The organism is Streptodolium elevatio, from assembly GCF_040649515.1.
In the GTDB taxonomy this organism is placed as follows: Bacteria; Actinomycetota; Actinomycetes; order Streptomycetales; family Streptomycetaceae; genus Yinghuangia; species Yinghuangia elevatio.
In genome coordinates, this window is the sequence record NZ_JBEZFP010000004.1 from 1 (window position 1) to 24,188 (window position 24,188).

15 protein-coding genes are annotated in these 24,188 nt (G+C 69.9%); 5 read left to right on the forward strand and 10 right to left on the reverse strand.

Translation table 11 applies throughout. The features are described 5' to 3' along the window. The first annotated feature begins 50 nt into the window (after window positions 1–50). A complete protein-coding gene (locus AB0C36_RS02410) occupies window positions 51–971 on the forward strand; it encodes a glycerate kinase (RefSeq protein WP_435838971.1) in 921 nt (306 codons plus the stop codon). 274 nt (window positions 972–1,245) lie between these two features. On the opposite strand, the gene AB0C36_RS02415 is transcribed toward AB0C36_RS02410, so the two are convergent. From AB0C36_RS02415 to AB0C36_RS02460, 10 genes are all read right to left on the reverse strand, one after another. Further along, window positions 1,246–2,610 carry a hypothetical protein gene (locus AB0C36_RS02415; RefSeq protein ID WP_358348002.1) on the reverse strand — a complete coding sequence of 455 codons (1,365 nt, stop codon included), beginning with the start codon at window positions 2,608–2,610 and terminating at the stop codon, window positions 1,246–1,248. 595 nt (window positions 2,611–3,205) lie between these two features. Then, window positions 3,206–4,864, reverse strand: a complete 1,659-nt coding sequence (locus AB0C36_RS02420; protein WP_358348005.1) for an ABC transporter substrate-binding protein — start codon at window positions 4,862–4,864, stop codon at window positions 3,206–3,208. Window positions 4,865–5,228: 364 nt separating this feature from the next. Then, window positions 5,229–6,863: an ABC transporter substrate-binding protein gene (locus tag AB0C36_RS02425; RefSeq protein WP_358348008.1), complete on the reverse strand. Its 1,635-nt coding sequence runs from the start codon at window positions 6,861–6,863 to the stop codon at window positions 5,229–5,231. Between the two features lie 598 nt (window positions 6,864–7,461). Beyond that, window positions 7,462–8,934, reverse strand: a complete 1,473-nt coding sequence (locus AB0C36_RS02430) for an ABC transporter substrate-binding protein (RefSeq protein ID WP_358348010.1) — start codon at window positions 8,932–8,934, stop codon at window positions 7,462–7,464. 310 nt (window positions 8,935–9,244) lie between these two features. After that, window positions 9,245–10,780, reverse strand: a complete 1,536-nt coding sequence (locus AB0C36_RS02435) for an ABC transporter substrate-binding protein (protein ID WP_358348012.1) — start codon at window positions 10,778–10,780, stop codon at window positions 9,245–9,247. A gap of 435 nt (window positions 10,781–11,215) precedes the next feature. Beyond that, window positions 11,216–12,832, reverse strand: coding sequence for an ABC transporter substrate-binding protein (locus tag AB0C36_RS02440; RefSeq protein WP_358348015.1), 1,617 nt, complete (start codon window positions 12,830–12,832; stop codon window positions 11,216–11,218). A 492-nt stretch (window positions 12,833–13,324) separates the two neighbouring features. After that, on the reverse strand, window positions 13,325–14,722 hold the full coding sequence (locus tag AB0C36_RS02445; RefSeq protein ID WP_358348018.1) for an ABC transporter ATP-binding protein: 1,398 nt from the start codon (window positions 14,720–14,722) through the stop codon (window positions 13,325–13,327). Beyond that, window positions 14,719–15,798, reverse strand: a complete 1,080-nt coding sequence (locus AB0C36_RS02450) for an ABC transporter ATP-binding protein (RefSeq protein ID WP_358348021.1) — start codon at window positions 15,796–15,798, stop codon at window positions 14,719–14,721. The genes AB0C36_RS02445 and AB0C36_RS02450 overlap by 4 nt, the downstream gene beginning before the upstream one ends. 64 nt (window positions 15,799–15,862) lie before the next feature. Then, entirely contained in the window at window positions 15,863–16,771 is a 909-nt protein-coding gene (locus AB0C36_RS02455; RefSeq protein ID WP_358348024.1) for an ABC transporter permease, read from the reverse strand. After that, window positions 16,768–17,694 (reverse strand): ABC transporter permease, encoded by a 927-nt coding sequence (locus AB0C36_RS02460; RefSeq protein WP_358348026.1) that lies wholly within the window; start codon window positions 17,692–17,694, stop codon window positions 16,768–16,770. The genes AB0C36_RS02455 and AB0C36_RS02460 overlap by 4 nt, the downstream gene beginning before the upstream one ends. A gap of 626 nt (window positions 17,695–18,320) precedes the next feature. Here AB0C36_RS02460 and AB0C36_RS02465 point away from each other — a divergent pair. The 4 genes from AB0C36_RS02465 (at window position 18,321) to ffh (ending at window position 24,177) form a co-directional block, all read left to right on the forward strand. Beyond that, complete coding sequence (locus AB0C36_RS02465; RefSeq protein ID WP_358348029.1) at window positions 18,321–19,634, forward strand: ammonium transporter; 1,314 nt, start codon at window positions 18,321–18,323, stop codon at window positions 19,632–19,634. Further along, complete coding sequence (locus AB0C36_RS02470; RefSeq protein ID WP_358348032.1) at window positions 19,631–19,969, forward strand: P-II family nitrogen regulator; 339 nt, start codon at window positions 19,631–19,633, stop codon at window positions 19,967–19,969. Before AB0C36_RS02465 ends, AB0C36_RS02470 begins: the two co-directional genes overlap by 4 nt. Before the next feature lie 148 nt (window positions 19,970–20,117). Beyond that, a complete protein-coding gene (locus AB0C36_RS02475) occupies window positions 20,118–22,511 on the forward strand; it encodes a [protein-PII] uridylyltransferase (RefSeq protein ID WP_435838963.1) in 2,394 nt (797 codons plus the stop codon). 118 nt (window positions 22,512–22,629) lie between these two features. Further along, window positions 22,630–24,177 (forward strand): signal recognition particle protein, encoded by a 1,548-nt coding sequence (gene ffh, locus AB0C36_RS02480; RefSeq protein ID WP_358348036.1) that lies wholly within the window; start codon window positions 22,630–22,632, stop codon window positions 24,175–24,177. The last annotated feature ends 11 nt before the right edge of the window (window positions 24,178–24,188 follow it).

Below are 24,188 nucleotides of genomic sequence, written 5' to 3' on the forward strand. Positions count from 1 at the left end.
GGTGAACCCCTCCGGGGTCTTCTCCACCCGCACCACCGCGCCGCAGAACCCTGCCCGGAGCATGGCTACGCTTGCCGAACGGCACCGGCGTGGTCGAACTCGCCCTGGTCTGCGGGCTCCCCATGCTCGCCGCCCCGGACCCGCTCGGCGCCCACACCGCCGGACTCGGTGTGGTGATCGCGGACGCCCTCCGCACCGGGGTCTCCGAACTCGCGGTCGCCGTCGGCGGCTCGGCCTCCACGGACGGCGGCACGGCCGCACTCGCCGCCCTGGGCGCCCGCTTCCTCGACACGGTCGGCCGCGAACTCCCGTACGGCGGCGGCGCACTGCCGGCACTGGCCGCCTTCGACGCAACCGGCCTCACCCCACCCCCGCCCGGCGGTGTCCAGATCCTCACGGACGTCGGCAACCCTCTGCTCGGTCCGCAGGGCGCCGCGCGGGTCTTCGGCCCGCAGAAGGGCGCCGACTCCGACGACCTCGCCGTTCTCGAAGCCGGCCTGGCCCGCCTGGCCGCGGCCCTCGGCGGAGACCCCACCGCACCAGGCACAGGAGCCGCCGGCGGCACCGCCTACGGATTCGCCGCCGCATGGAGTGCGACCATCACCTCCGGCGCCGCACGGATCGCCGAACTCATCTCCCTGGACGTCGCGTTGGCAGACGCAGATCTGGTCGTGACGGGCGAGGGCCGCTTCGACGCCACCTCACTCCAGGGCAAGGTCGCGGGAACCGTCCTCGGCTTCGCGGCGCGGCAGCGACACCGGACTCCGGTCGCCCTCGTCGCCGGCTCAGTCGCCGCGCCCCTCCCGGTGGGCGTCGCCGCCGCCCTGTCCCTGACCGACCTCGCCGGCTCTCCCGCCGCGGCCACCGCCGACGCCGCACACTGGCTGCACCGAGCTGGCCGGCTGCTCGCCGCACGCTTCACAGGCGTACAGGAGCCGCGGGACCCCGTCAAACGGCGAAGCTCTTCATGACCTGAACGAACGCAACCCGGTAGCACGTGATCAGTCGGCCTTGCTGGAACCACTGTGCGGATGGCTGGTGTTGCGGATGGGAGCCGACGCCTTCACCATGCCGTTCGCGAGTCGTACGGAGATTCGCCCTGCTGCCGGTGGTCGAGAACATCGGACCGACGGTGGCGCTGAATGCGCGGATCACCGCGTCACCGCCGCTGGAGTCGGGTTGGGCCGACGATCTCACGCAGAACCAGCCCGGGTGGCGGTGGAGTTCCTGGGCCGGAGGCTGGCATCAGTTTGTGGGGCGTCTGCGGAGTCCGTAGTAGGCGGTGGCGCCGATCAGGGCGACTGCGAGGGTGATGCCGACAGGCAGCGCCAGTTGTTCGAGGATTGACTCCCCGCGTCGGGGCGAGGCTGTGTCGGATGCGCCGTCCGGGTGCCCAGTGGGGGCGGGCGGGCGTGGTTGCTGTGTGTCGCCGGCGGGGGCGCCCGGGGTGGTCGGGGTGCCGGGGTTGGGGTCCGGGGGCGTGCTCGGGGCGGGGGCGGGCGGGACTGTGGGCGGGACCACGGGGCCGAAGACGAAGACGGGGTCGTCGCCGGGTAGCGGGGTGCCGGATATGCCGACTGTGAGGTCGATCGGCACGGCGATGCCCTTCATGGCGTCGTTCGGCTCGGCGATGTCGAGTTGCACGTAGTAGGTCCCGGGTGTGGCGTAGCCGTCGGTGTCGACCGGATCGGCCGAGTCCTGGGGTCTGGTGACGGTCCACGGCCCGCACATCCGCTCGAAGCGGCCCGTGCGGTCGGCGAGGAGGAGCGTCACGGTGGGATCGTCCTCGTCGCAGGCGGCTTCGGTTCGGGTGGCGTTGTAGATGTGCACCGTCCAGCCGGTTTCGGTGTTCTGGGGGAACCCGACCGGGATCTCCACGCCGGCCGTGACGGTGAGCTGCTGACCCGCTTTCAGGTCCACTCGCCAGAACGGCGATTCGCCGACCACGAGCGACTGGCGGTACGTCCCGGCCCCGATCGGGGTCGCGTCGTCGAACGAGAGTCCGCCTTGGACGGCGGCGCCGGTGACGGGCGCGGGTACCTGTTCGCCGTTGCGCCGCGTTGTCTCGTCGGCGATGCCGATCCGCAGTTCGACCGGCACCGGGTCTTCCCAGGGCTCGTTCACCCGGTTGTCGACCATGACGCAGCCCACGTCGTCCGGCAACCGCAGGCCGGCCCCCGCGCCGGGTGCGGAGCGCGCCCCACCGGTGATCACCGTCGACCACCCCACCGAGTGCCCGGACGCGCGCAGCCACCCGAGCGGCTCCCCACTGCCCGGATCGCCCGCCAGCACGGTGAAGTTGGCGTTGCGGGTGTACTCGCGTCCGGCGATCGCCGTGACGCTCACCTGGAGCTGCTGGTCGGCGCGTTTGCGCACCTTGTAGAAGAGGTCGCGGTCGCCGACGAGGCTGTCCACGTACCGCCCGGGCTCCACCAACGGCGCGTCGGCGCAGCCGTTGACGGAGCCTTTCACCGGCGTTCCGGTCGCGTGGTACGGCCGGACCTCGGCGGGAGCCGCCCGCGCGGATGTGCCCGCGAACGGCAGCGCCGCCAGTGCCAAGGCGGCGGCGACGCACGCGGTGTCCCGCCGCTGACGTGGTCCGGCTGTCATCGTCGGCTCCTGATCGAGTCCTGGTCGGGTCCGGTGTCCTGATCGAACCCTTGACAGGCTGGAGCACTAACGCCCGTAACGCCAGGGCACGCGGCGCGCGCCGCCGATGACGAGGGGTGGGCGACGCGTCAGGTTGACGTCCGAGGGGCGGACGCGCAACCGGTGAAGGCTGCGTCCCTGGATGAGGTTTTGCGGCTGCGTGACCACGCCAACCTGGCGGCGATGGGCCGCTATGAGCGGCAGTTTGGTGTGCTCTAAGAAGGCAACCTGGACGGCCGGCAGGACGAACCCCCGGGCCGCCGGAATCCCATCCGAGGCGTTCGAGCGCTTGTGGCCCGGGACCCAGGTGCAGTTCGTCCTACAACACGACCGGCGCCGCCAGGGATGCCGACCTCCCCCAGGGGCGCCGGCGCCGCCGTGCCGTGCCCTGTTGCGTACTCCGGTGCCGCGGACGGGTGTTAGCCTCGCACGGTGGCTCGGGAGGAACGCTCATCGGTTCCGGTGTACACCGATGCCCGGGCCCGGTGGTTCGCCCGCCGGGCGGACGAGCGGGTCCGCGAGTCGCGGAGGGGCGCCGCCGGGGCCGTGCGGTGCGTCAGCTCTTGAAGCCGATGCGGTCCATGAAGACGACGCCGGTGTTGTACTGCTGGACGCCGGTGACCTTCTTCGAGTAGATCGGGCCGATCAGCGAGTCGGCGTACACCCAGACCGGCAGGTCCTTGAGGATCTGCTTCTGGAGCTCGTTGTACGCGGCCTTGCGCTCGTCCGGGTTGGTGCTCGCGCGGCCCTTCTGCAGCGCCGCGTCCGCCTCCGGGTTCTTCCAGCCGATGAAGTTCAGCGGGCTGGCCGAGTGGAAGCTGTTGAACAGCTGCGGCTCCGGGTCCACGATCCACTGCTGGAAGAGCATCGCCGTGTAGTCACGGGCGATCGCGTACTTCTGGATGTACGCGCCGATCTCGACGGAGTCGATCTCCATCTTGACGTTCTGCATCTGCGCGAGGCGGCTCTGCATGTACTCCGCGACGGCCTGCGACGAGGGGTTCTTCGGGATGAGGAACTTGAACTCGAGCTTCTTGCCCTCGGCCGCGAGCTCGTTGATCAGACGCTGCGCCTCGTCCTTGTTCTGCGCTTCCTGGACCTGCGTCGGGTCGAAGAACGGCGACGACGGGTTGAAGTAGCTCTTGGCCGGGACGTACCCGTTCTGGAGCGTCTTCGGGATGTCGGCCGGGTCGAACGCCAGCGCCAGGGCCCGGCGGGCGCGCGGGTCGTCGAACGGCGCCTTCGTCATGTTGAACTGGATCATCTGGCCGCCCAGGTCGGCCATCTTCTGGACCTGCAGCTCCTTCTCGGCGTCGGCCAGGCGGGCGCCGTCCGAGCTGTGGAAGATGTCGGCGCCGCCGGACTTGATGGTGGCGTACTGCTGCTTGATGTCCGGGACGTTCTTGATCGTCAGCTCGTCGAGCTTGGGCAGGCCCTTGTCCTTCTGCCAGTAGTTCGGGTTCTTCACGAACTGCTGCTCGGAGCCGCGGACCCAGTTCTTGAGCATGAACGGTCCGGCGCCGACCGGCTCGGCGCCCGCGGCGTCGATGCCCTTGTTGATGGCCGAGGGAGCCTCGATGTACGTCAGCTCGGTGGCCACCGTGCGGTCGAAGTTGGGGTTCGGCCCCATGAGGTTGGTGATCTTGACGGTGGTCTCGTCGACCACCTCGGTCTTGATCATCGCGGCGGCGGCGCGGTGCTGCGACTGCGTCTCCTGCTTGGCGTGCGTCTCGTAGTTGAGCTTCACGGCCTCGGCGTTGAGCGGGGTGCCGTCGCTGAACTTGACACCCGCGCGGAGCTTCAGCGTCCACGTCGCGCCGCCGTCGGCGCTCGCGAGGGACTCGCCCATGTGCGGCTCGACCTTGCCGGTCTTGGTGTCGATGTAGAACAGCGGGTCGTACAGGGCCGCGAGCCGGGGCTCGTCGGCGACCGCGACATACGCGGTGCGGAACACGTCCAGGGTCTTGGAGTCCTGGACCGCCAGCATGGTCATCTTGCCGCCGGCCTTGGCCTCGCCGCCGGGGCTGCTGGAGGCGCCGCCGGACTTGCTGTCCTTGTCGTCGCTGCCACAGGCGGAGACGGTCAGGGCGAGGGCCGCGAGGCCCGCCACGACTGTGCCGTGCTTGCGTATGCGGCTGAGACCCGAGCCGCCGGGTATTGCGGGTACCACCGAGCTGTTCGTGGTGCGTCGTGCTGCCGTGCGTCGTGCTGACACCGTCTTGCCACCTCCGCCGAGAACATGACGACCGGACAAGGGCCGGTCGGATGGTGCTGTCGTGCTATTTGGAGCCTTGGCCGTGCTTCGGGGAGTTGGCGACAAGGCCACCCCCACCGGTGTGTGCGTAAGATCACGGATCTTGTCGCGCTGGGGGCCACCGTAGGAGTAGTTGGGCCAAAGTGCACGTCTCCGAAGCCGATCTGTTACACAGTCAAGTTTCTTTGTCGTCCCCTGGACATGTGACGGCGCCCCTCCGTCTCGGAGGGGCGCCGGGTGATCACCCTGAGGTTATCGCTGTCGACGGGTCGTCAGGAACCGTCCTGGCGCGGTGCCGTGGCGGTGCCGGGCACCTTCGGAACGGCTATTTCAGGCCGATCCGGTCCATGAAGAAGACCCCGGAGTTGTAGTGCTCGATCCCGGTGACCTTGTCGTTGAAGATCGCGCCGTTGGACGACTCCGCGTACACCCAGAACGGCAGCTCGGCGACGATCGCCTTCTGCAGGTCCGAGTACGCCTGCTTCCGCACCGCCGGGTCGGTGCTGCCCCGGCCCTTGGCGAGCGCCTCGTCGGCGGCCGGGCTGTTCCAGCCGATGACGTTGAACGGGCTCTTCGAGTACCAGGCGCTGAACGCGGTCGGCTCGGGGTCGACCACCCACTGCTGGAAGAGCATCGCGTCGAAGTCGCGGGAGATCGCGTACTTCTGGATGTACGCGCCGATCTCGACGGAGTCGATGCTCATGTCGACGTTCTGGAACGTCCGCAGCTGGCCCTGCATCCACTCGGCGACGCGCACCGACGACGGGTTCTGCGGGACCAGGTAGCGGAAGTTCAGCTTCTTGCCCTCCGCGGCGAGCTCGTTGAACAGCCTCTGCGCCTCGGCCTTGTTCTGCGCGGCCTGCGTGACCGCCGGGTCGGCGTACGGCCCGGACTGGTTGAAGAAGCCCTTCGCCGGGACGTAGCCGTTGTTGAGCGTCTTCGGGATGTCCGCCGGGTCCAGCGCGAGCGTGACGGCCCGCCGGGCGCGCGGGTCGGTGAACGGGCCCTTGCGCAGGTTGAACTGGACCATCTGGCCGCCGTCGGTCTTCAGCTCCGAGGCGTTCAGCTCCTTGGCCGCGTCACCGAGCAGCTTCTGGTCGGAGCTGACGAACAGGTCCGCCTGGCCGGACTTGACGCTCGTGTACTGCTGCTGGATGTCCGGGACGTTCTTGACGGTGAACCCGTCGAGCTTGGGCAGGCCCTTGTCCTTCTGCCAGTAGTTCGGGTTGCGCTCGAAGACCTGCTCGTTGCCGCGCGACCAGCTCTTGAGGACGAACGGGCCGGCGCCGATCGGCTGTGCGCCGTAGGCCTCCGGGCCCTTGCTGATCGCCGACGGTGCCTCGATGTACGGCAGTTCGACCGCGATGAGGCGGTCCAGGTTCGGGTTGGGCGCGCCGACGGGGGTCAGCTTGACGGTGAGCGGGTCGACGACCTCGGCCTTGAACGTGGACGCCGCGCCGATGTGCACGGAGCGCGTGGCCATGTCCGCCTGCTTGTCGTAGTTCACCTTGATCGCGTCCGCGTCGAACGGCGTCCCGTCGCTGAACGTCACGCCCGGGCGCAGCTTCAGCGTCCAGGTCGCGCCGTTGTCCGCGCTGGACAGAGACTCCGCCAGGTGCGCGTTGACCTTCTGGTCCTTGGGGTTGATGTAGACCAGCGGGTCGTAGAGGGCGGCGAGCCGCGGCTCGTCGGCGACCGCGACGTTCGACGTGCGGAAGACGTCGAGGGCGGCGGAGTCCTGCACCGCCAGCATCGTGATCCTGCCGCCGCTCTTGGCGGCCGCGGTGGCGGGCGCATTGCTCGGGCCGGGGGACTTCTCGTCGTCGTCGCCCCCGCAGGCGCTGGCCACGAGGCCCAGGGCGATCATGCCGGCGATCGCCGCGCCGCGGCGCGCAGGGCCCCCGCGGCCGAGCGTCGCGAACCGGCCGAGCCCGGGTCGTACCGTACGTCGTGCTGACACCGTCTTGCCTCCTCCTGGCGAGTACGTGGCGGCCGGACCGGGCCGGCCTGATCGTGCTGCCGTGCGGTTCCCGGACGCCGGGGCGGGCCGGGAGAGTGGAGCCTGTGCAAGGTCGTGCGAGGTGTGCAGAGCGTTCTGTGCCGGTTACGTGCGTTGCTTCGTGCGTTGCTTCGTGCGGTGCTTCGTGTGGTGCTTCGTGTGGTGCTTCGTGCGGTGGTGCACGCACCGGCACGGGACCGTGATCCCGCGCCGGTGCGTGGTGGTGTCCGGCCACCGTAGGCGGATGCCGCGGGGAAGACACCTTGTCGACGCGAATCTGTTACATCGTCAGATTCGGATGTGCCATTGATCAACGGCACGCGGAGTAGCGCCCGGACCGGGTGGCGGTCGTGTCAACGAACGATGACAGCGCCGCCGTTCCGGGCGCCCGGTTTCAGCCGCTCACCCCGACCCGGTCCATGGGCATCCCGCCGTCCTGACGCCGACGATGCCGGAGACCATCGGAGGTCGGCCCCGCCCACGCGGTGTGCGCGTGGGTACGGGGCCGCTGGTACAACGGGCGCGCTCTCGGGGCGCGCGAACCGGGTCTACGCCACGGTCACTTCCGTACGCCGATCCGGTCGAAGAGCAGCAGCCCGTCGTTGAAGAGCTGCAGCCCGGTGATCTTGGGGTCGCACACGTACGCGGCGACGGCCTCCTGGTAGACGAAGAACGGCAGGTCCTTGTTGAGCTCCACCTGCACCCGCGTGTACGCCTCGCTGCGCCGGTCGGTGTCGGTGTTCAGCCGGGCCAGCCGCAGTGCCTCGTCGACGGTCGGGTTGTTGTAGCCGGTGACGTTCGAGAAGCCGGCCTGCGAGTGCAGGAACTGGTACAGCGCGGGCTCCGGGTCGTCGGCCCAGAGCTGGAACACCGCCGCGTCGAAGTCGCCGTCCAGCGAAGTGCGCTTGATGAAGGAGGCGATGTCCTCGACGACGAGCTTCAACTTCACCGAGCCCTTGGAGAGTTCGTCCACGCGGGTCCGGAAGAACTCCGCGATGGTCCGCGCCTTCGGGCTGTCCGGAACGGCGTACGTCAGCTCCAGCGGCTTGGTGCCGTTCTGCGTCACCTGCATGAACAGCCGGGTGGCCTCGGCGGGTTGGTTCTCCGGTGAGGCGAGCTGGATGCTGGCGAGGCGCGACGTGGAGTCGAAGATGCCCTTGGCCGGGGCACCGATGCCCTCGTAGAAGAGCTTGTCGATCTCGGCGGCGCTGAGCGACAGCACGACCGCCCGGCGCAGCTCCGCGTTCGCGAACGCGCGGGGGGTCTTCACGCCGGGCGGCGTACGGCTCATGTTGAAGGCGATCATCTGGCCGCCGTTGAGGGGGATGTCACCCACCGCGAGCCCGCGCTTGCGCGCGTCCCCGATGAGCAGCGCGTCGGTGCTCACCGTGACGTCGGCCTTGCCCTCGTCGATGATCCGCGCCGCTCCGGGCGTGTCCGGGTTGACGCGGAAGGTCACGCTGTCGAGGTACGGCCGGCCGTTCTGCCAGTAGTTCGGGTTGCGGTCGAACGTCATGTGCGACTTGGGGGCCCACTCGCGGAGCTTGAACGGGCCGGCTCCGACCGGTGCGCGCGTCGACGCGGCGATGGTCTCCAGCGACACCAGCGTCTTGGGCGACGGGATGAAGTTGAGCAGGCGCGAGACCATGCGGTCGAAGTTGCCGTTGGGGGAGGGAAGTTCGATCCGCAGCTGCAACTTGTCCACGACGGTGAGCTTGACGTTCCGCACGGCCGTCATGCCGAGGGAGCGCAGCTCGGGGCGCAGGTGGGTGGACCACGCCACCCTGACGGCCTCGGCGTTCAGCTCCTCACCGTCGGTGAAGGTGATCCCGGGGCGCAGGGTGAGGGTCCATTTCGAGGTGTCCCCGGCGTCGGAGACCAGGGACTCGGCCATCTGCGGCCGCACCGTGCCGGTGGACGGGTCGCTCCAGACCAGGACGTCGTACAAGGCCGCGAGGCGGCTGCCGTCCGCGACGTTGCTCGCGCTCGCGCTGTACGGGTCCAACCCACGTGCGTCCCCCGGCAGCAACATGTCGAGGGTTCCGCCCGAACGGGGCGTCGCATGGGGATCCGGGGTGGATCCGGACGACGACTGCGCACATGCGGCGAGCATGACGAGTGCGGCTGCGGCACAGCCGATTCGTGTCCTCCGCAGAAACTGCCTGCGGCTCCACCGTCTACGGACGTGCTGATTCACGGATGCCTGACCTCCACCTGTGTCGTGGCCTTGCTGCGGATGGCGCTCTGTGGCCCCGCGCGGCCGGTGAAGGCCGCGCGGGGTCAAGTCGTGCTCGTCGTGCAGGCAGTGCTCGCGGTGCGGTGGTGCGGCGTGCGGCGGTCCGCTACTTCCTGATGCCGATCTGGTCCCACTGGATGAGGCCGTCGTTGTACAGGCTCAGCCCGGTGACCTTGGAGGTGTACAGGGCGGCGGTGATCGCTTCCTGGTACACCCAGAAGGGCATGTCCTTGTTCACGTGGACCTGGACCTTGGTGTAGGCGGCCCGACGTGCCTCTGGGTCGGTCGAACGACGCGCCTCCTCAAGGGCGCGGTCGACCTCAGGGTTGTTGTAGCCGGACGAGTTCCCGGGGCTCTGGGAGTGCAGCATGTCGAAGATCCCGGGTTCCGGGTCCTCGATCCACTGCTGCCCCACCGCGGCGCTCCAGGAGTCCTGGCCTTGCCGCACGGTCCTGATGTAGGTGGGGATGTCCACCTGCTGGACCTTCATCGTCACGCCTCGGTAGGCGCTCAGCTTCTGCTGGATGAACCGGGCCACTTCCACTGTGGTGGGAGCGGACGGTGCGATGTAGGTGAAGGTGAGCGGCTTGGTGCCGTTCGCCGTCACCTCGTCGAACAGCCTCTGGGCTTCCGCCGGATTGTTCTCGCTCGCCGCCAGTTGGATGCTGGCCAGCGGAGACGTGGAGCTGAAGATGCCCTTCGCCGGCACCCCCGCATTGCTGTAGAACGTCTCGTTGATCTCCTTGCCGCTCAGCGCGAGCGCCATGGCCTTGCGCGCCCTCGGGTCGGCGAACGGTCCCTTCAGATTGTTGAAGAGCACCATCGCGCCGCCGTTGAGGCGGAGTTCCTCGACACCCAGCCCGCGGTCGCGACCCAGGACGATGTTCTCCGGGTCGACGGTGACCATGAGGTCGGACTGCTTGCCGAGGCTGTCGACGCCGCGTTTGACGTCCATGTCGACGCGGATGACGAGCTGGTCAAGGTACGGCAGCCCCTTGTCCTTCTGCCAATACGTGTCGTTGCGCTTGTAGACCTGCTTGTCGCCCGGGAGCCACTGCTCGAGGATGAACGGGCCGGCGCCCACCGGCTTGTCGCGGAGTGATCCCACAGTGTCCGGCTTGAGCGAGGCCGGAGACGCGTTGTAGGACAGATTGCGCGCCACGATGCGGTCGAAGTTCGCGTTCGGTGTCCGAAGAGTGATCTTCAGGGTGAGCGGATCCTCGACGTCCAACTGCTTGATGTTCGTCACGGCCATGATCTGGAACGACTTCAGCGCCATGTCCTGGTGCCGTACCCAGTTGGCCTTCACCGCGGCGGCGTCGTAGGGCAGGCCGTCGCTGAACTTCACTCCGGGACGAATGCGGAGCGTCCAGATCGAGGCGTCGCGCTCGAACGCGAGACTCTCGGCGATCTTCGGGCGCACCGAGCCGGTCGACGGGTCGGTCCACACGAGGGAGTCGTAGACGGCGGCCATGCGGCTGCCGTCGGCGACGTTGACGAACGAGGTCTGGGTCGGGTCGAAGCTGGCGGCATCGCCCGGCAGGGTCATGGTGAGCGAGCCGCCTTTTTGCGGCGTGCCCGCGGGAGAGGGCGGTGCCTCGTCGGAACTGCCGCAGCCGGCCACGAGGATGCCCAGGGCCATTGCGGCTGCGACGATCCGGCCCCTGCGGAATGAGGCATTCCGCCGGGGCGACGGGGGTATTCGAAGTGCGTGGGAAGTACGAGTCACTACGGGCCAACCTTCACCTGACGGGCCGTCCGTTGTGTAGGGCGGCGGTGGTGCGCGGGGCCGGTCTCGCTCGGTCTGCCGTCGGGGGATGGCCGGCCGAAGCGGTGCCGGGTTGTGCGTGGTTCGGCAGTGCTTGGTTCGTGCTCCGTGCTGCCGGGTACTCCGGTGGGAGGACCCGGGTGGTGCGGACGGCACCGGTGGTGCGGTGCCGTGGCCAGAGGGCAGGGGAAGGCCGGGCGGGCCGCGCGGCACGCGGCGCGTCCGGCCTCCCCCAGGTCCATCGGGCTGCCCCTTTCTACTGCCTTGGGCCGATCGGGTCCATCCGGGGTCGGGCCTTCGGCCCGGGAGTCACCGCTTCATGCCGATACGGTCGAACATGAAGACACCGTCGTTGAACATCTGGACCCCGGTGACCTTCGACGAGAACACGCCCACGGCGACGGCCTCCTGGTACACCCACATCGGCATGTCGCGGTTCAGGGCGACCTGCACCCGCGTGTACGCGTTGCGCCGCGCCTCGACGTCGCTGGTCTGGCGGGCGTCTGTCAGCGCGTCGTTCACCTCGGGGTCGTTGTAGAAGCAGCAGTTGCCGGCGTTTCCGCCGGACAGCAGGCCGAACAGCCCGGGCTCGGGGTCGTCGAGCCAGACCTGGTCCACCTTGACGTCGAAGCGCTGCTCCACGTTTGCGCGGTGGATGAACGTCGGCAGATCGAGCGCCTCGACGCCGATGCTCACCCCGGGGTACTTGTTGAGCGTCGTGCGCACGTACTCGGCGATCCGCACGGTGGCAGGTGTGTCGGGGATGATGAGCGTCGCCGCCAACTGCCGGGTGCCGCCCGCGGTGACCTGGTCGAACAGCTGTGCCGCCGTGGCGGGGTCGTTGCCCGGCGCCGCCAACTGGATGCTCGCCAAGGGGGTGTTGGCCCCGAAGATGCCGCGGGCGACGGTCCCGGTGCCCTGGAAGACCTCGTTGTTGATCGTCTCGCCGCTCAGGGCGTAGGCCACCGCACGGCGGGCCTCGGACTGCGCGAAAGGCCCCTTCGCGGTGTTGAACGAGAGCATCTGGCCCCCGGACAGCAGCATTTGGCTGGTGCCCAGCCCGTCGCGCTCCGCGGCGGCCGCGGCGAGCGGGTCGACGGTGATGGTCACGTCGGCCGCGCCGTCCTTGATGGCGGCGACTTCGTGCATCGGGTCCGGGTCGACCTTGAACACGACGCGGTCGAGGTACGGCGCCCCGGACTTCCAGTAGCCGGGGTTGCGGTCCAGCGTCAGCGTCTGGTTCTTGACCCAGTTGCCCGCGCGGAGCATGAACGGGCCCGCGCCGACCGGGTTCTCCGCGAGCTTGCCGCCGGCGATGGCCTTGGGCGAGGCGATGAACGAGAGGTGCCGGGCCACCATGCGGTCGAAGTTGGCGTTCGGCTGGGGGAGGGTGACCTCGAGGGTCAGCGGGTCCACGACCCGGGTCACCAGCCCGGCCGCGGCGGCACGCTGCACGGACTGGACGGCGGGGTCGGCGTGCAGGTCCCAGTTCGCCTTGACCGCGGCGGCGTCGTACGGCTCCCCGTCGGTGAACTTGATCCCCGGACGCAGGACGAGCTGCCAGGTCTTGGACGTGGCGTCCTTGGCCGTGAGGCGGTCGGCCACCTGTGGTTCGACCGAACCCGTCGAGGGGTTCGTCCATACGAGCATGTCGTACAGCGCCGCCATCCGGTTGCCGTCGGTCACGTTGATGTAGCTCGCGGAGAAGGGGTCGAGGCCGCGGGCCTCGCCGGGGAGCAGGACGGTCAGGGCGCCGCCTTGCCTGGGGGTGCCCGCCGCGAGGGGCCTGCCCTGGGAATCCGATCCGCAGCCGGAGACCAGGACGAGGCCCGCGGTGGCGAGCAGGAGGAGCGGTTTGCGGAACCCGCCCGGGGAGCGGCGGGAAGGGCGGTGCGAGGGGCGGTGCGAGGGTCGTGCGTGTACCACTGCTGACAGGTTCCTTACGCGTTGCCCGGCCGGGCGGGCCCGGCCGGTGGTGCCGAAGAGGTGCTGACGTGCGGGACGGGCTGACGTGCTGACTTGCGGCGGTGCGACGTGCGGTGGTGCCGGCGTGCTGTGGTGCCGGCCGGCGGTGGGATCCGAGGTGTGTGCCGCTGGTCGGGCGGAACTGCCTTGGCGGGCAACCGCGGTGGCGCTGCGGCGCTGCGGTGGCGCTGCGGTGGTGTTGCGATCGTGCTGCGGTGGTCGTACGGACCGTCGGGAGGCCGGGCGGGGCGTACGTGACGCAGCCCATATAACGCCGTTACAGTCCGCGTATGGGCTTCCGTGGGGTTGGAGGTGATTCGTCCCCCGCCCCGGAAAAGCCGTCCGCCGGGCCGCCGGGCCCGAAGGCCCTGGCGGCCCGGCGGCACGCTGGTGATGTTGCGGTTACAGCTTCAGTGGTGCGGTCTTGCGGTCGAGCGGCGTCCTGACTTGGCGTCAGGAGGCTTTCGGTGAGTCGGACTTGCCCGGCGGGTCGGAAGCCTCCTCGGCCGCTTCCGAGGACTCCTCGTCAGCGGCTTCGCCTGCGGCCTCGGTCGCCTTCTCGTCCGTCTCCGCCGCGGCCTCGCCGTCCGCCTTCGCGGCCGGCTCCTCCGCCGCCTTCGGGGCGTCGTCGGCAGCGTCGGCGTCAACGGCCTCGGACTTCGTCCCGCTCGCGGTCTCCGTGGCGGTCTCCACCTCGGGGCCCGCCTCGGTCTTCGACGCCTCGGGCTTCGACACCTCCGTCTTTGCCGCCTCGGCCGTCGTCTCCGTCGTCGCCTCGGGAGTGTCGTCGGCCGGCTCCGGCGCCGTGTCCTCCACCGTGGCGGAGAGCTCGACCAGCTCCGGTGCCACGTCCCCGACCAGCGGGTAGTGGCAGGCCACCCGGTGGCCCGGGGCCACCTCGCGCAGCTGCGGGACCTCGGTGCCGCAGCGCGGCGACGCGAGCGGGCAGCGGGTCCGGAACCGGCAGCCGCTCGGCGGGTTCATCGGCGACGGGATCTCGCCCTTGAGTGCCGGGCCTGAGTGCTGGGCGCCGGGGTTCGGCGCCGGGACGGCGTCGAGGAGCGCCCGCGTGTACGGGTGCGCCGGCGAGTCGTAGATCGCGTCCGTGTCCCCGGTCTCGCAGATCGTCCCCAGGTACATCACCGCGACGTCGTCGCTGATGTTGCGGACCACCGCGAGGTCGTGCGCCACGAAGATCATCGACACCCCGGTCGACGCCTTCATCTCGTCCAGCAGGTCCAGGACCTGCGCCTGGACCGACACGTCGAGCGAGGCGACCGGCTCGTCGCAGATCAGCAGGTCGGGGTTGACCACCATGGCCCGCGCGATGGCGATGCGCTGGCACTGGCCGCCCGAGAACTGGTGCGGGCGGCGCTCGGAGACCAGGTCCGGGTCGAGGCCGACCTTGCGCAGCATCGCGGCGACCCGGGGCTCGACCTCCTCCTTGGGCACCCCGGCGATGACCAGGCCCTCGCCGACGATGTCCTTGATCTTGCGGCGCGGGTTGAGCGCCGAGATCGGGTCCTGGAACACCATCTGGATGCGGCGGCGCATGACGCGCAGCGCTTCCTTGTTGAGCTTGGTCAGCTCCTGCCCGTCGAACAGCACGGAGCCGGCGGTGGGCTTGGTGAGCTGGAGGATCGCCCGGGCAAGCGTCGACTTGCCGCACCCGGACTCGCCGACGAGGCCGAGCGTACGGCCGCGCTTGAGTTCGAAGCCGACGCCTGCCACCGCGTTCATGACGCCGCCCGGCACCCGGAAGCGCTGGACCAGGTCCGTCACGGTGAGCAGGACGTCGTCCTCGTTGGGGGCGGGCGCGGGCGCCACGCCGTCCAGGGTTCCGGCGGTCATGCCGAGACCTCCTTGGTCAGACTCGTGTCGGCCTTCGCCGCGGCGTCGTCGTCGGACGCCTCGGCCTCGGCCGCCCCGCCCCCGACAGGGTGGTGGCACGCGAACAGGTGCCGCGCGTTGCCGTTCGAGATCATCGGCGGCTGCTCGGTCGCGCACTTGTCGTCGGACGCCGCACAGCGTGCCGCGAAAGCGCATCCGCCCTTGAACGTCACCAGGTCCGGCGGCGTGCCCGGAATGGGCTTGGGCCGCTGGGCCTTCGGGACGTCCAGGCGCGGCACCGCGGCGAGCAGGGCCTCGGTGTACTGGTGCTTGCGGTGCTGGAACAGCTCCTCGGTGGGGGAGTGCTCCACCATGCGGCCGGCGTACATGACCGCGATCTCGTCGGTACGCCCGGCCACGACGCCGAGGTCGTGGCTCACCAGGATCATGCCCATGCCGCGGTCCGCCTGGATCTCCTGCAGGAGGTCCAGGATCTGCCGCTGCACGGTCACGTCGAGTGCCGTGGTGGCCTCGTCCGCGATGAGCAGCTCCGGGTCGCACGCGAGGGCCATCGCGATGGTCACGCGCTGGCGCATGCCGCCGGAGAGCTGGTGCGGGTACTGCTTGGCGCGCTTCTCCGGCTCGGGGATGCCGACCAGCTTGAGGAGATCCACCGCGCGGGTCTTGGCGTCCGCCCGGGAGATGTCCATGTGCTCGCGCATCGACTCGGTGAGCTGACGCTCGATCAGCACCACCGGGTTGAGCGAGGTCATGGGGTCCTGGAACACCATGGCGATGTCGTTGCCCCAGGTCTTCCGCGCCTGCTTGCGCGGAATACCCACCAGTTCGGTGCCGTCCAGTTTCACGCTGCCGCTGATCTTCGCGATCGCCGGGCTGATGCCCATGAGCGCGCGTACGAGCATCGACTTGCCGGAGCCGGACTCGCCGACCAGGCCCAGGGTCTCACCCTTCCCGATGCGGAACGACGCACCGTCGACCGCCTTGAGAACGCCGCGCGGGGTGTTGAGGTGAACCTTGAGGTCCTGCACCTCCAGCAGCGGGACATCCGACGCAGGTGCGTCCTTGTTCCGTTCCATGAATCGCTCCATGAATACAGTCCCGTTGTCGAGACTTGGGTCTGTGGCTGACTAGAGGCGCCGACTACAGGTTGGAGTCGCGCACATCGAACTTCGCCCGCAGGCGGTCGCCGATGACATTGAGGGAGAACACCGTCAGGAAGAGCACGCCACAGGGGACGAACACCTGGGCGGGGTAGTCCTCGAGGGAGTCCTTCGCCTTGTAGACCATGCCGCCCCAGCTCGGCTCGGGGTCGGGGACACCGACGCCGAGGAACGACAGCGAGCCTTCCGCGACGATCATGATCGCCATGACGATCACCGCGTACGACATGATCGTCGCGACGGTGTTCGGCATGAGCTCCTTGAACATGATCCGCCCGGGCTTCGCCCCCATCGCCTTGGCCACCACCACGTACTCGCGCTTGGACTGCGCGATCGCGTTGGCCTTGGTGAGGCGGTAGAAGCCGGGGATGGTCAGCACCGAGAGGCCCAGGGTGATGGTCCACACGCTCGGCGGCTTGAGCACCGAGGACAGCATGAGCAGGAGCAGCAGCGGCGGGAAGGCCAGCAGCGCGTCCGCGAAGATGTCGATCACGGTCTCGGCCATGCCGCGGAAGTACGCCGCGGTGAGGCCGAGCAGGCCGCCGATGACGACGCCGCTGACGATCGGGAGCGTGGACACGATCAACGAGGTCCGGGCGCCCGCCGCGATGCGCGACAGGGTGCTGCGGCCCAGGTAGTCGGTGCCCAGGAACTCCGGCCACGCCTGGAAGGGCGACAGGTTGGAGTCGCCGATCGGCCGGTCGTACGCGGCGGGCAGGAAGTCCGCGATGATCACCATCAGGACGACCAGGGAGAGCCAGGTGATGGCGAACCACCACAGCAGCCCTGCCTTCTTCTTCTTGCCCTTGCGTTCGGCCGCGGCCTCGCCCGGCGTCTCGACGCCCGGATCGGTCAGGCCGAGGCTGTTCTCGGTTTCGACGAGGCTCATCGCGCCCTCACTCTCGGGTCGATCAGCATGTACGCGATGTCGACCAGCGTGTTCAGAAGGACGTAGCCGACCGCGATGACGACGACCGTGCCCTGGACGACCACGACCTCGTTGCTCGTGATCGCGTCGACGACGTTCTTGCCGAGGCCCGGGATGCTGAAGTAGACCTCCACGATGACCGTGCCGCCGATGAGGCGGCCGAGGGTCAGGCCGGAGATGGTGATCAGCGAGAAGGACGACGGCCTGAGCGCGTGTCTGAACAAGACGTACGGTGACGACATCCCTTTGGACTTCGCCGTCAGGATGTAGTCCTCTTGCAGCGTGGCCAGCATGTCGCTGCGCAACAGGCGTTGGAACTGTGGGATCTCCGCGAGCGCCAGGACGATCGCGGGCAGCATCAGATACTCGATGTTGCCCGATAGCGAGTCCGAGGCGTATTCCCAGCCCTGGTTCGGGAAGACCTGGCCGAGAGTTCCGGGGGCCGCGAACAGGTAGACCAGCAGAATCGAACTGATGAACGGCGGGATGGCCAGGAGGCCGGACGAAACGCCGCCCAGGATCTTGTCCGGCAGGCGGCCCGCCTTGGCCGCGGACCAGACGCCCAGCGGGACGGCCACCGCCAGCGCGAGCAGCAGCGCGACCAGCGCGAGCTCCAGCGTGACCGGGTACCGCTCCTTGATCCCGTCCATCACGGGTTGCTTGCTGAGCAGCGTCGTACCGAGGTCGCCTTGGAGGGCGTTGCCCACCCATCGCGCGTAGCGCTCGAACAGCGGCTGGTCGAATCCGTAGTCGTGCTCAAGCGCCTTGACATCCGCAGGTGTCATGTCGGCGGTGAGCAAGGGCGCCACCGGAGTTGCGGACGAATCGCCGAGCTTCATGATGTCCGGCATCGCAGTGGTGGCGAGCGTGACAAGGAACAACACCGGTATCAGATGAAGGACCTTGCGACCGAGCAGGCGCAACACGACGGCGTCACCCCCTCTCGCAGGTCTGGTCGGCTGACGGTGTGGAAGGATTTCGGGGCTGTGGAACTGTGTGCCGGCGTGGCACCCCTCGGGGTGCGTCGCGTCGGCCGCGCGCCGGGTGACGGGGCGATTCCGGTTGGTGACACGTGCCATGACGGCCCGTCAGTTAAGCGCGGTGATTAATTACGGCAGTGAGTGCGATCAATGTCAATGCATTCGGGTGATCCGTCTCACCGCCCCGTCGAGGCTTTACCAACCGTCCGGTGGGAGTTTTCGCATCCCGTCTGACCAGTAACGATTAGGCTTCGGCGGGCGGATCTGACGCGATGTCATTCCATACGCACGCGTACGCGTGAAGCCGTCCGTACCCTCCGCCGCACCGCCGACCGCGCCACCGAGGGCCCTCCGGAGCCGAACCGGGCCTCCGCATCCGGCCATGCGCAGGCGTTCACGTCCCCGAAACACTCGTGCGAGAACCGTCACGCGTGCGAAACACGCGGCGACACGCCGTGAAACCTCACGGCTCGAAGCTCCTTCCCATGAGCCCCGGGGGTCGGCCGGGGCACGGAGAAGAGAGGCAGAGTATGGACACGGGTAACACCGCTTTCGTACTCCTGAGCGCCGCACTGGTCATGCTCATGACGCCCGGGCTGGCGTTCTTCTACGGCGGCATGGTCCGCGTGAAGAGCGTCCTCAACATGCTGATGATGTCCTTCATCTGCCTGGCCGTCGTGACCGTGCTGTGGGTGCTTTACGGGTTCTCGATGGCGTTCAGCACGGACGCCTTCGGCGGACTGGTCGGCAACCTCGACTGGTACGGCATGCGCGACATCGGACTCAGCGAGCTGTGGGACGGCTACACGGTCCCCGTCACCGCTTTCGCGATCTTCCAGCTGATGTTCGCGATCATCACGCCCGCACTGATCAGCGGCGCGGTCGCGGACCGCGTCAAGTTCGTCTCGTGGGCGGTCTTCGTGGCCCTGTGGGTCACCATCGTCTACTTCCCGGTCGCGCACTGGGTGTGGGCCGCGGACGGCTGGCTGTTCAAGAAGGGCGTCATCGACTTCGCGGGTGGCACCGCGGTGCACATCAACGCGGGTATCGCGGCACTGGCCCTGGTCCTCGTGGTCGGCAAGCGGGTCGGCTTCAAGCGCGACCCGATGCGCCCGCACAACCTGCCGTTCGTGATGCTCGGCTGCGGCCTGCTGTGGTTCGGCTGGTTCGGCTTCAACGCGGGCTCGTGGCTCGGCGCCGACGGGGTCACCGCACGTGCCGCGATCAACACGCAGATCTGCACCGCGGCCGCGGTCCTGGGGTGGCTCGCCCTGGAGAAGATCCGCGACGGCCACTTCACCACGCTGGGCGCCGCGTCCGGCGCGGTCGCCGGCCTGGTCGCCATCACCCCCGCGTGTGGTGCGCTCAGCCCGATGGGCTCGATCGCGCTCGGCATCGTCGCCGGTGCGGTCTGCGCCTGGGCGGTCGGCCTCAAGTACAAGCTCGGCTACGACGACTCGCTCGACGTCGTCGGCGTCCACCTGGTCGGCGGCATCGTCGGCTCGATCGCGCCCGGCCTGCTGGCCACCGGCAAGATCCAGAGCGACGCCGAGGGCCTCTTCTACGGCGGCGGCACCGAGCAGCTCGTGAAGCAGCTCACCGCGGTCGGTGCGGTGCTCGCGTACTCCTTCGTCGCCACGTACGTGATCGCGGTGCTGATCCAGAAGACCATCGGCTTCCGGGTCTCCGAGGACGACGAGGTCAACGGCATCGACCAGGTCGAGCACGCCGAGACCGGCTACGACTTCGCGAGCCTGGGCGGCTCGGTCGGGCGCCCGAGCGCGACCGTCGGCGCCGGCGCCGGTATCGCGACCGAGACGACCGAGACGAAGGTGGACGCGTGAAGCTCATCACCGCCGTCGTCAAGCCCCACCGGCTCGACGACGTGAAGAACGCCCTCCAGGCGTACGGGGTGCACGGCCTCACCGTGACCGAGGCCAGCGGCTACGGCCGGCAGCGCGGCCACACCGAGGTCTACCGGGGCGCGGAGTACCAGGTCGACCTGGTACCCAAGGTCCGCATCGAGGTCGTCACCGAGGACGAGGACGCCGAGGAACTGCTCGAGGTCATCGTCAAGGCCGCCCGCACCGGCAAGATCGGCGACGGCAAGGCCTGGGTGGTGCCGGTCGACAGCGTCGTCCGGGTCCGCACCGGTGAACGCGGTCCGGAAGCCCTCTAGGCCACCCCGGTCCGACCGTGCAAGACAGCGCACGCAACGCGACGCGAGCCCGCACCGCCCACCAGGCGGGCGGGCTTGCGTCGTCGAAGACCGAGTCGGCCGAAGCACACCGACTGCCTCGGCCCGGCACCGAGAGCGATCACCGCACATGACCTACGGTGATCAGGGCCGTCACCGACAAGGAGGGCCGCCCGTCGTGGAACCCCGCCCGTCGACCGTCCGCTACACCCGCGACCGCGAGGAACTGCTCGGCGCCGAGGCGCAGACCGGCCGGGAGCGGCGCCGCGCGCACGCCGTGCTGGCCGACCGCTGGCTCGCCGGCCTCCTGGACGAGGCCGGAGGAGCCCCGCCGGGCGTCGCACTCGTCGCGGTCGGCGGCTACGGCCGACGCGAACTGTCGCCCGGCAGCGACCTCGACGTCGTGCTGCTGCACGACGGCCGCCGCGACATCGCCGCCCTCGCCGACTCCGTCTGGTACCCCGTGTGGGACGCGGGCGTGCCCCTCGACCATTCCGTACGCACCCCCGACGAGGCACGCCGCGCGGCCGACGACGACCTGCGCGTACACCTCGGCCTGCTGGACGCCCGGCACATCGCCGGCGACGTCGAACTGACCGGTCAGGTCCGCACCGCGGCCCTGACCGCCTGGCGCACCAACGCCCCCAAGCGGCTGCCCGAACTCCTGGAGTCCTGCGACGAGCGCGCCGAGAAGTTCGGCGAGCTGGCCTTCCTCCTCGAACCGGACCTCAAGGAGGCCCGCGGCGGGCTGCGCGACGCGGCCGCACTGCGCGCCGTCGCCGCCTCGTGGATCGCCGACGCGCCGCACGAGGAGGTGGACAGCGCCCGCGCGACGCTGCTCGACGTACGCGACGCGCTGCATCTGGCCACCGGCCGGGCCGGGGACCGCCTGCTGCTGCAGGAGCAGGACGCCGTCGCCCGCGGCCTGGGCCTGCTGGACGCGGACACCCTGCTGCGGCGCGTCTCCGAGTCGGCGCGCGCCCTGTCGTACGCCTTCGACGTCACCTGGCGCGAGGTCAACCGCGTGCTGGCGGCGCGCGTCGGACCCGTGCGCCGGGTCCTGCGCGGGCGCACGTCCGGCCCCGAGCGCCGTCCGCTCGCCGAGGGCGTCGTCGAGCACGGCGGCGAGGCCGTCCTCGCCCACGGCGCCAACCCCTCGCGCGATGCCGGGCTGCTGCTGCGCGCCGCCGCGGCCGCCGCCCAGGCCGGGCTCCCGCTGTCCCGGCACGCGGTCGAGCGGCTGTCCGTGGAGAGCCCCCCGATGCCCGACCCGTGGCCGCCCGCGGTGCGCGAATCCTTCGTGGCCCTGCTCGGCGCCGGCCGCAGCGCGCTCCCGGTGTGGGAGGCGATGGAGTCCAAGCGCCTGGTCACCCGGCTGCTGCCGGACTGGGAGCGGGTGCGCTGCCGCCCGCAGCGCAACGCCGTGCACCGCTTCACCGTCGACCGCCACCTCGTCGAGGCGGCCATCCAGGCCGCCGCGCACACCCGCCGCGTGTCGCGGCCCGACCTTCTGCTGGTGGCCGCGCTGCTGCACGACGTCGGCAAAGGCTGGCCGGGCGACCACAGCGTCAGCGGCGAGGTCATCGCCCGCGAGGCGGCCGCCCGCATGGGCTTCCCCAAGGACGACGTCGACGTCATCGCCACCCTGGTCCGGCACCACCTGCTGCTCGTCGACACCGCGACCCGCCGCGACCTGGACGACCCGGTCACGGTCTCGGCGTTCGCCGAGGCCATCGGCAGTGTGGAGACGCTGGAGCTGCTGCACGCCCTCACCGAGGCGGACGCCGCCGCGACCGGCCCGGCCGCCTGGAGCGACTGGCGGGACGCGCTGTGCCGCGACCTGGTCGCGCGGGCGCGGGCGGTGCTGGTGGGCCGTCCGGCGGCGGTCGGGCAGCCGATCGACACCGCGCGGGTACGCCTGGCCGAGCAGTTCGAACGGGCCGGCGCGGGCGGCTTCGCGGTCACGCTGGAACCGCTGTCGTACGGCGCCGAGGTCACCGTCGCGGCACCGGACCGGGTCGGGCTGCTGTCGCTCGCCGCGGGCGTGCTGGCCCTGCACCGGCTCACCGTGCGCTCGGCGGTCGCCGACGTCGTGGACGGCACGGCCATCACGGTGTGGACCGTCGAGACCGAGTTCGGGTCCCTGCCCGACCCCGCCGCGGTCCGCGAGGACGTGCGGCGCGCGCTGGACGGCGGGCTCGACGTGGCGGGCAAGCTCGCGCGGCGCGAGGCGGCGTACGCGCCCCGGCGCGGCACCACCCCCGCGCCCCCGCGCGTGGAGGTCGTGCACGGCGCGTCCGAGACGGCCACTGTTCTGGAGGTGCGCGCCCACGACGGGCCGGGCCTGCTGCACCGCATCGGCAAGGCGCTCGCCGACGCCCACGTGAGCGTGCGGCAGGCGCGCGTGAGCACGCACGGTGCGGACGCGGTCGACGCGTTCTACGTGGTGGGCGGCGACGGGGAGCCGCTGGCCGCCGACGCGGCCCGGCAGTTGGCCAAGAGCCTGGAGAAAGCCCTGGCCTGACCGCGGGCCGGGCACCCGGCCGGAATCGGCCGGACCGCTCGGGACGTTCCCGAGCGGTCCCCGGGTAGGCTGGAGCGGACCGCAACCCCAACTCTCGCGACGAAGGACCTCTGCCGACGTGTTCGACACTCTTTCCGACCGCCTCGCAGCGACCTTCAAGAACCTCCGTGGCAAGGGTCGCCTCTCCGAGGCCGACATCGACGCCACCGCCCGGGAGATCCGGGTCGCGCTGCTCGAGGCCGACGTGGCGCTGCCCGTCGTGCGCGAGTTCGTGGCGCACGTCAAGGAGCGGGCGCGCGGTGCCGAGGTGTCGCAGGCGCTGAACCCCGCGCAGCAGATCGTCAAGATCGTCAACGAGGAACTGGTCCGCATCCTCGGCGGCGAGACGCGGCGGCTGCGTTTCGCGAAGACCGCGCCGACCGTGATCATGCTCGCCGGCCTGCAGGGCGCGGGCAAGACCACCCTCGCCGGCAAGCTCGGCAAGTGGCTCAAGACCCAGAAGCACTCGCCGCTGCTGGTCGCGTGCGACCTCCAGCGGCCCAACGCGGTCAACCAGCTCAGCGTCGTGGCCGAGCGGGCGGGCGTCGCGGTCTACGCCCCCGAGCCCGGCAACGGCGTCGGCGACCCGGTCAAGGTCGCCCGCGACTCGATCGAGTACGCCCGCGAGAAGCAGTACGACGTGGTCGTCGTCGACACCGCCGGCCGCCTCGGCATCGACGCCGAGATGATGCAGCAGGCCGCGGACATCCGCGACGCGGTGAGCCCGGACGAGATCCTGTTCGTCGTCGACGCGATGATCGGCCAGGACGCGGTCACCACCGCGCAGGCGTTCCTCGACGGCGTCGGCTTCGACGGCGTGGTGCTCTCCAAGCTCGACGGCGACGCGCGCGGCGGTGCCGCGCTGTCCGTCGCCCAGGTGACCGGCCGCCAGGTCATGTTCGCCTCCAACGGCGAGAAGCTCGACGACTTCGACGCGTTCCACCCGGACCGCATGGCGTCGCGCATCCTCGGCATGGGCGACATGCTCAGCCTCATCGAGATGGCCGAGCAGAAGTACGACGCCGACCTCGCGCTCAAGGCCGCCGAGAAGATCCAGAAGGGCGGCAAGGACTTCACCCTCGACGACTTCCTCCAGCAAATGGAGCAGGTCAAGAAGATGGGGTCCATCTCCAAGCTGCTCGGCATGCTGCCCGGGATGGGGCAGATGAAGGAGCAGATCGACAGCATCGACGACCGCGACCTCGACCGGGTCGCGGCCATCATCAAGTCGATGACCCCCGGCGAGCGCGACGACCCGAAGATCGTCAACGGGTCGCGCCGCGCGCGTATCGCCAAGGGCTCCGGCTGCACGGTCACCGAGGTCAACAACCTCATCGAGCGGTTCTTCGAGGCCCGCAAGATGATGACGTCGATGGCGCGCGGCGGCGGCTTCCCCGGGATGCCGGGCATGCCCGGCGGCGGCGGTGCCCGCAAGAAGGGCAAGGCACCCAAGCAGGCCAAGGGCAAGCGCCAGTCGGGCAACCCGATGAAGCGCAAGCAGGAGGAGCTCGCCGCGGCGCAGCGCCGCGAGGAGCGTGCCGCCAGTGCCTTCCAGCTGCCGGGCGACGGCGCCGCGGACCCGTCGGACTTCGAACTCCCGAAGGGCTTCGAGGACTACCTGAAGTAGTCCGGGCGACG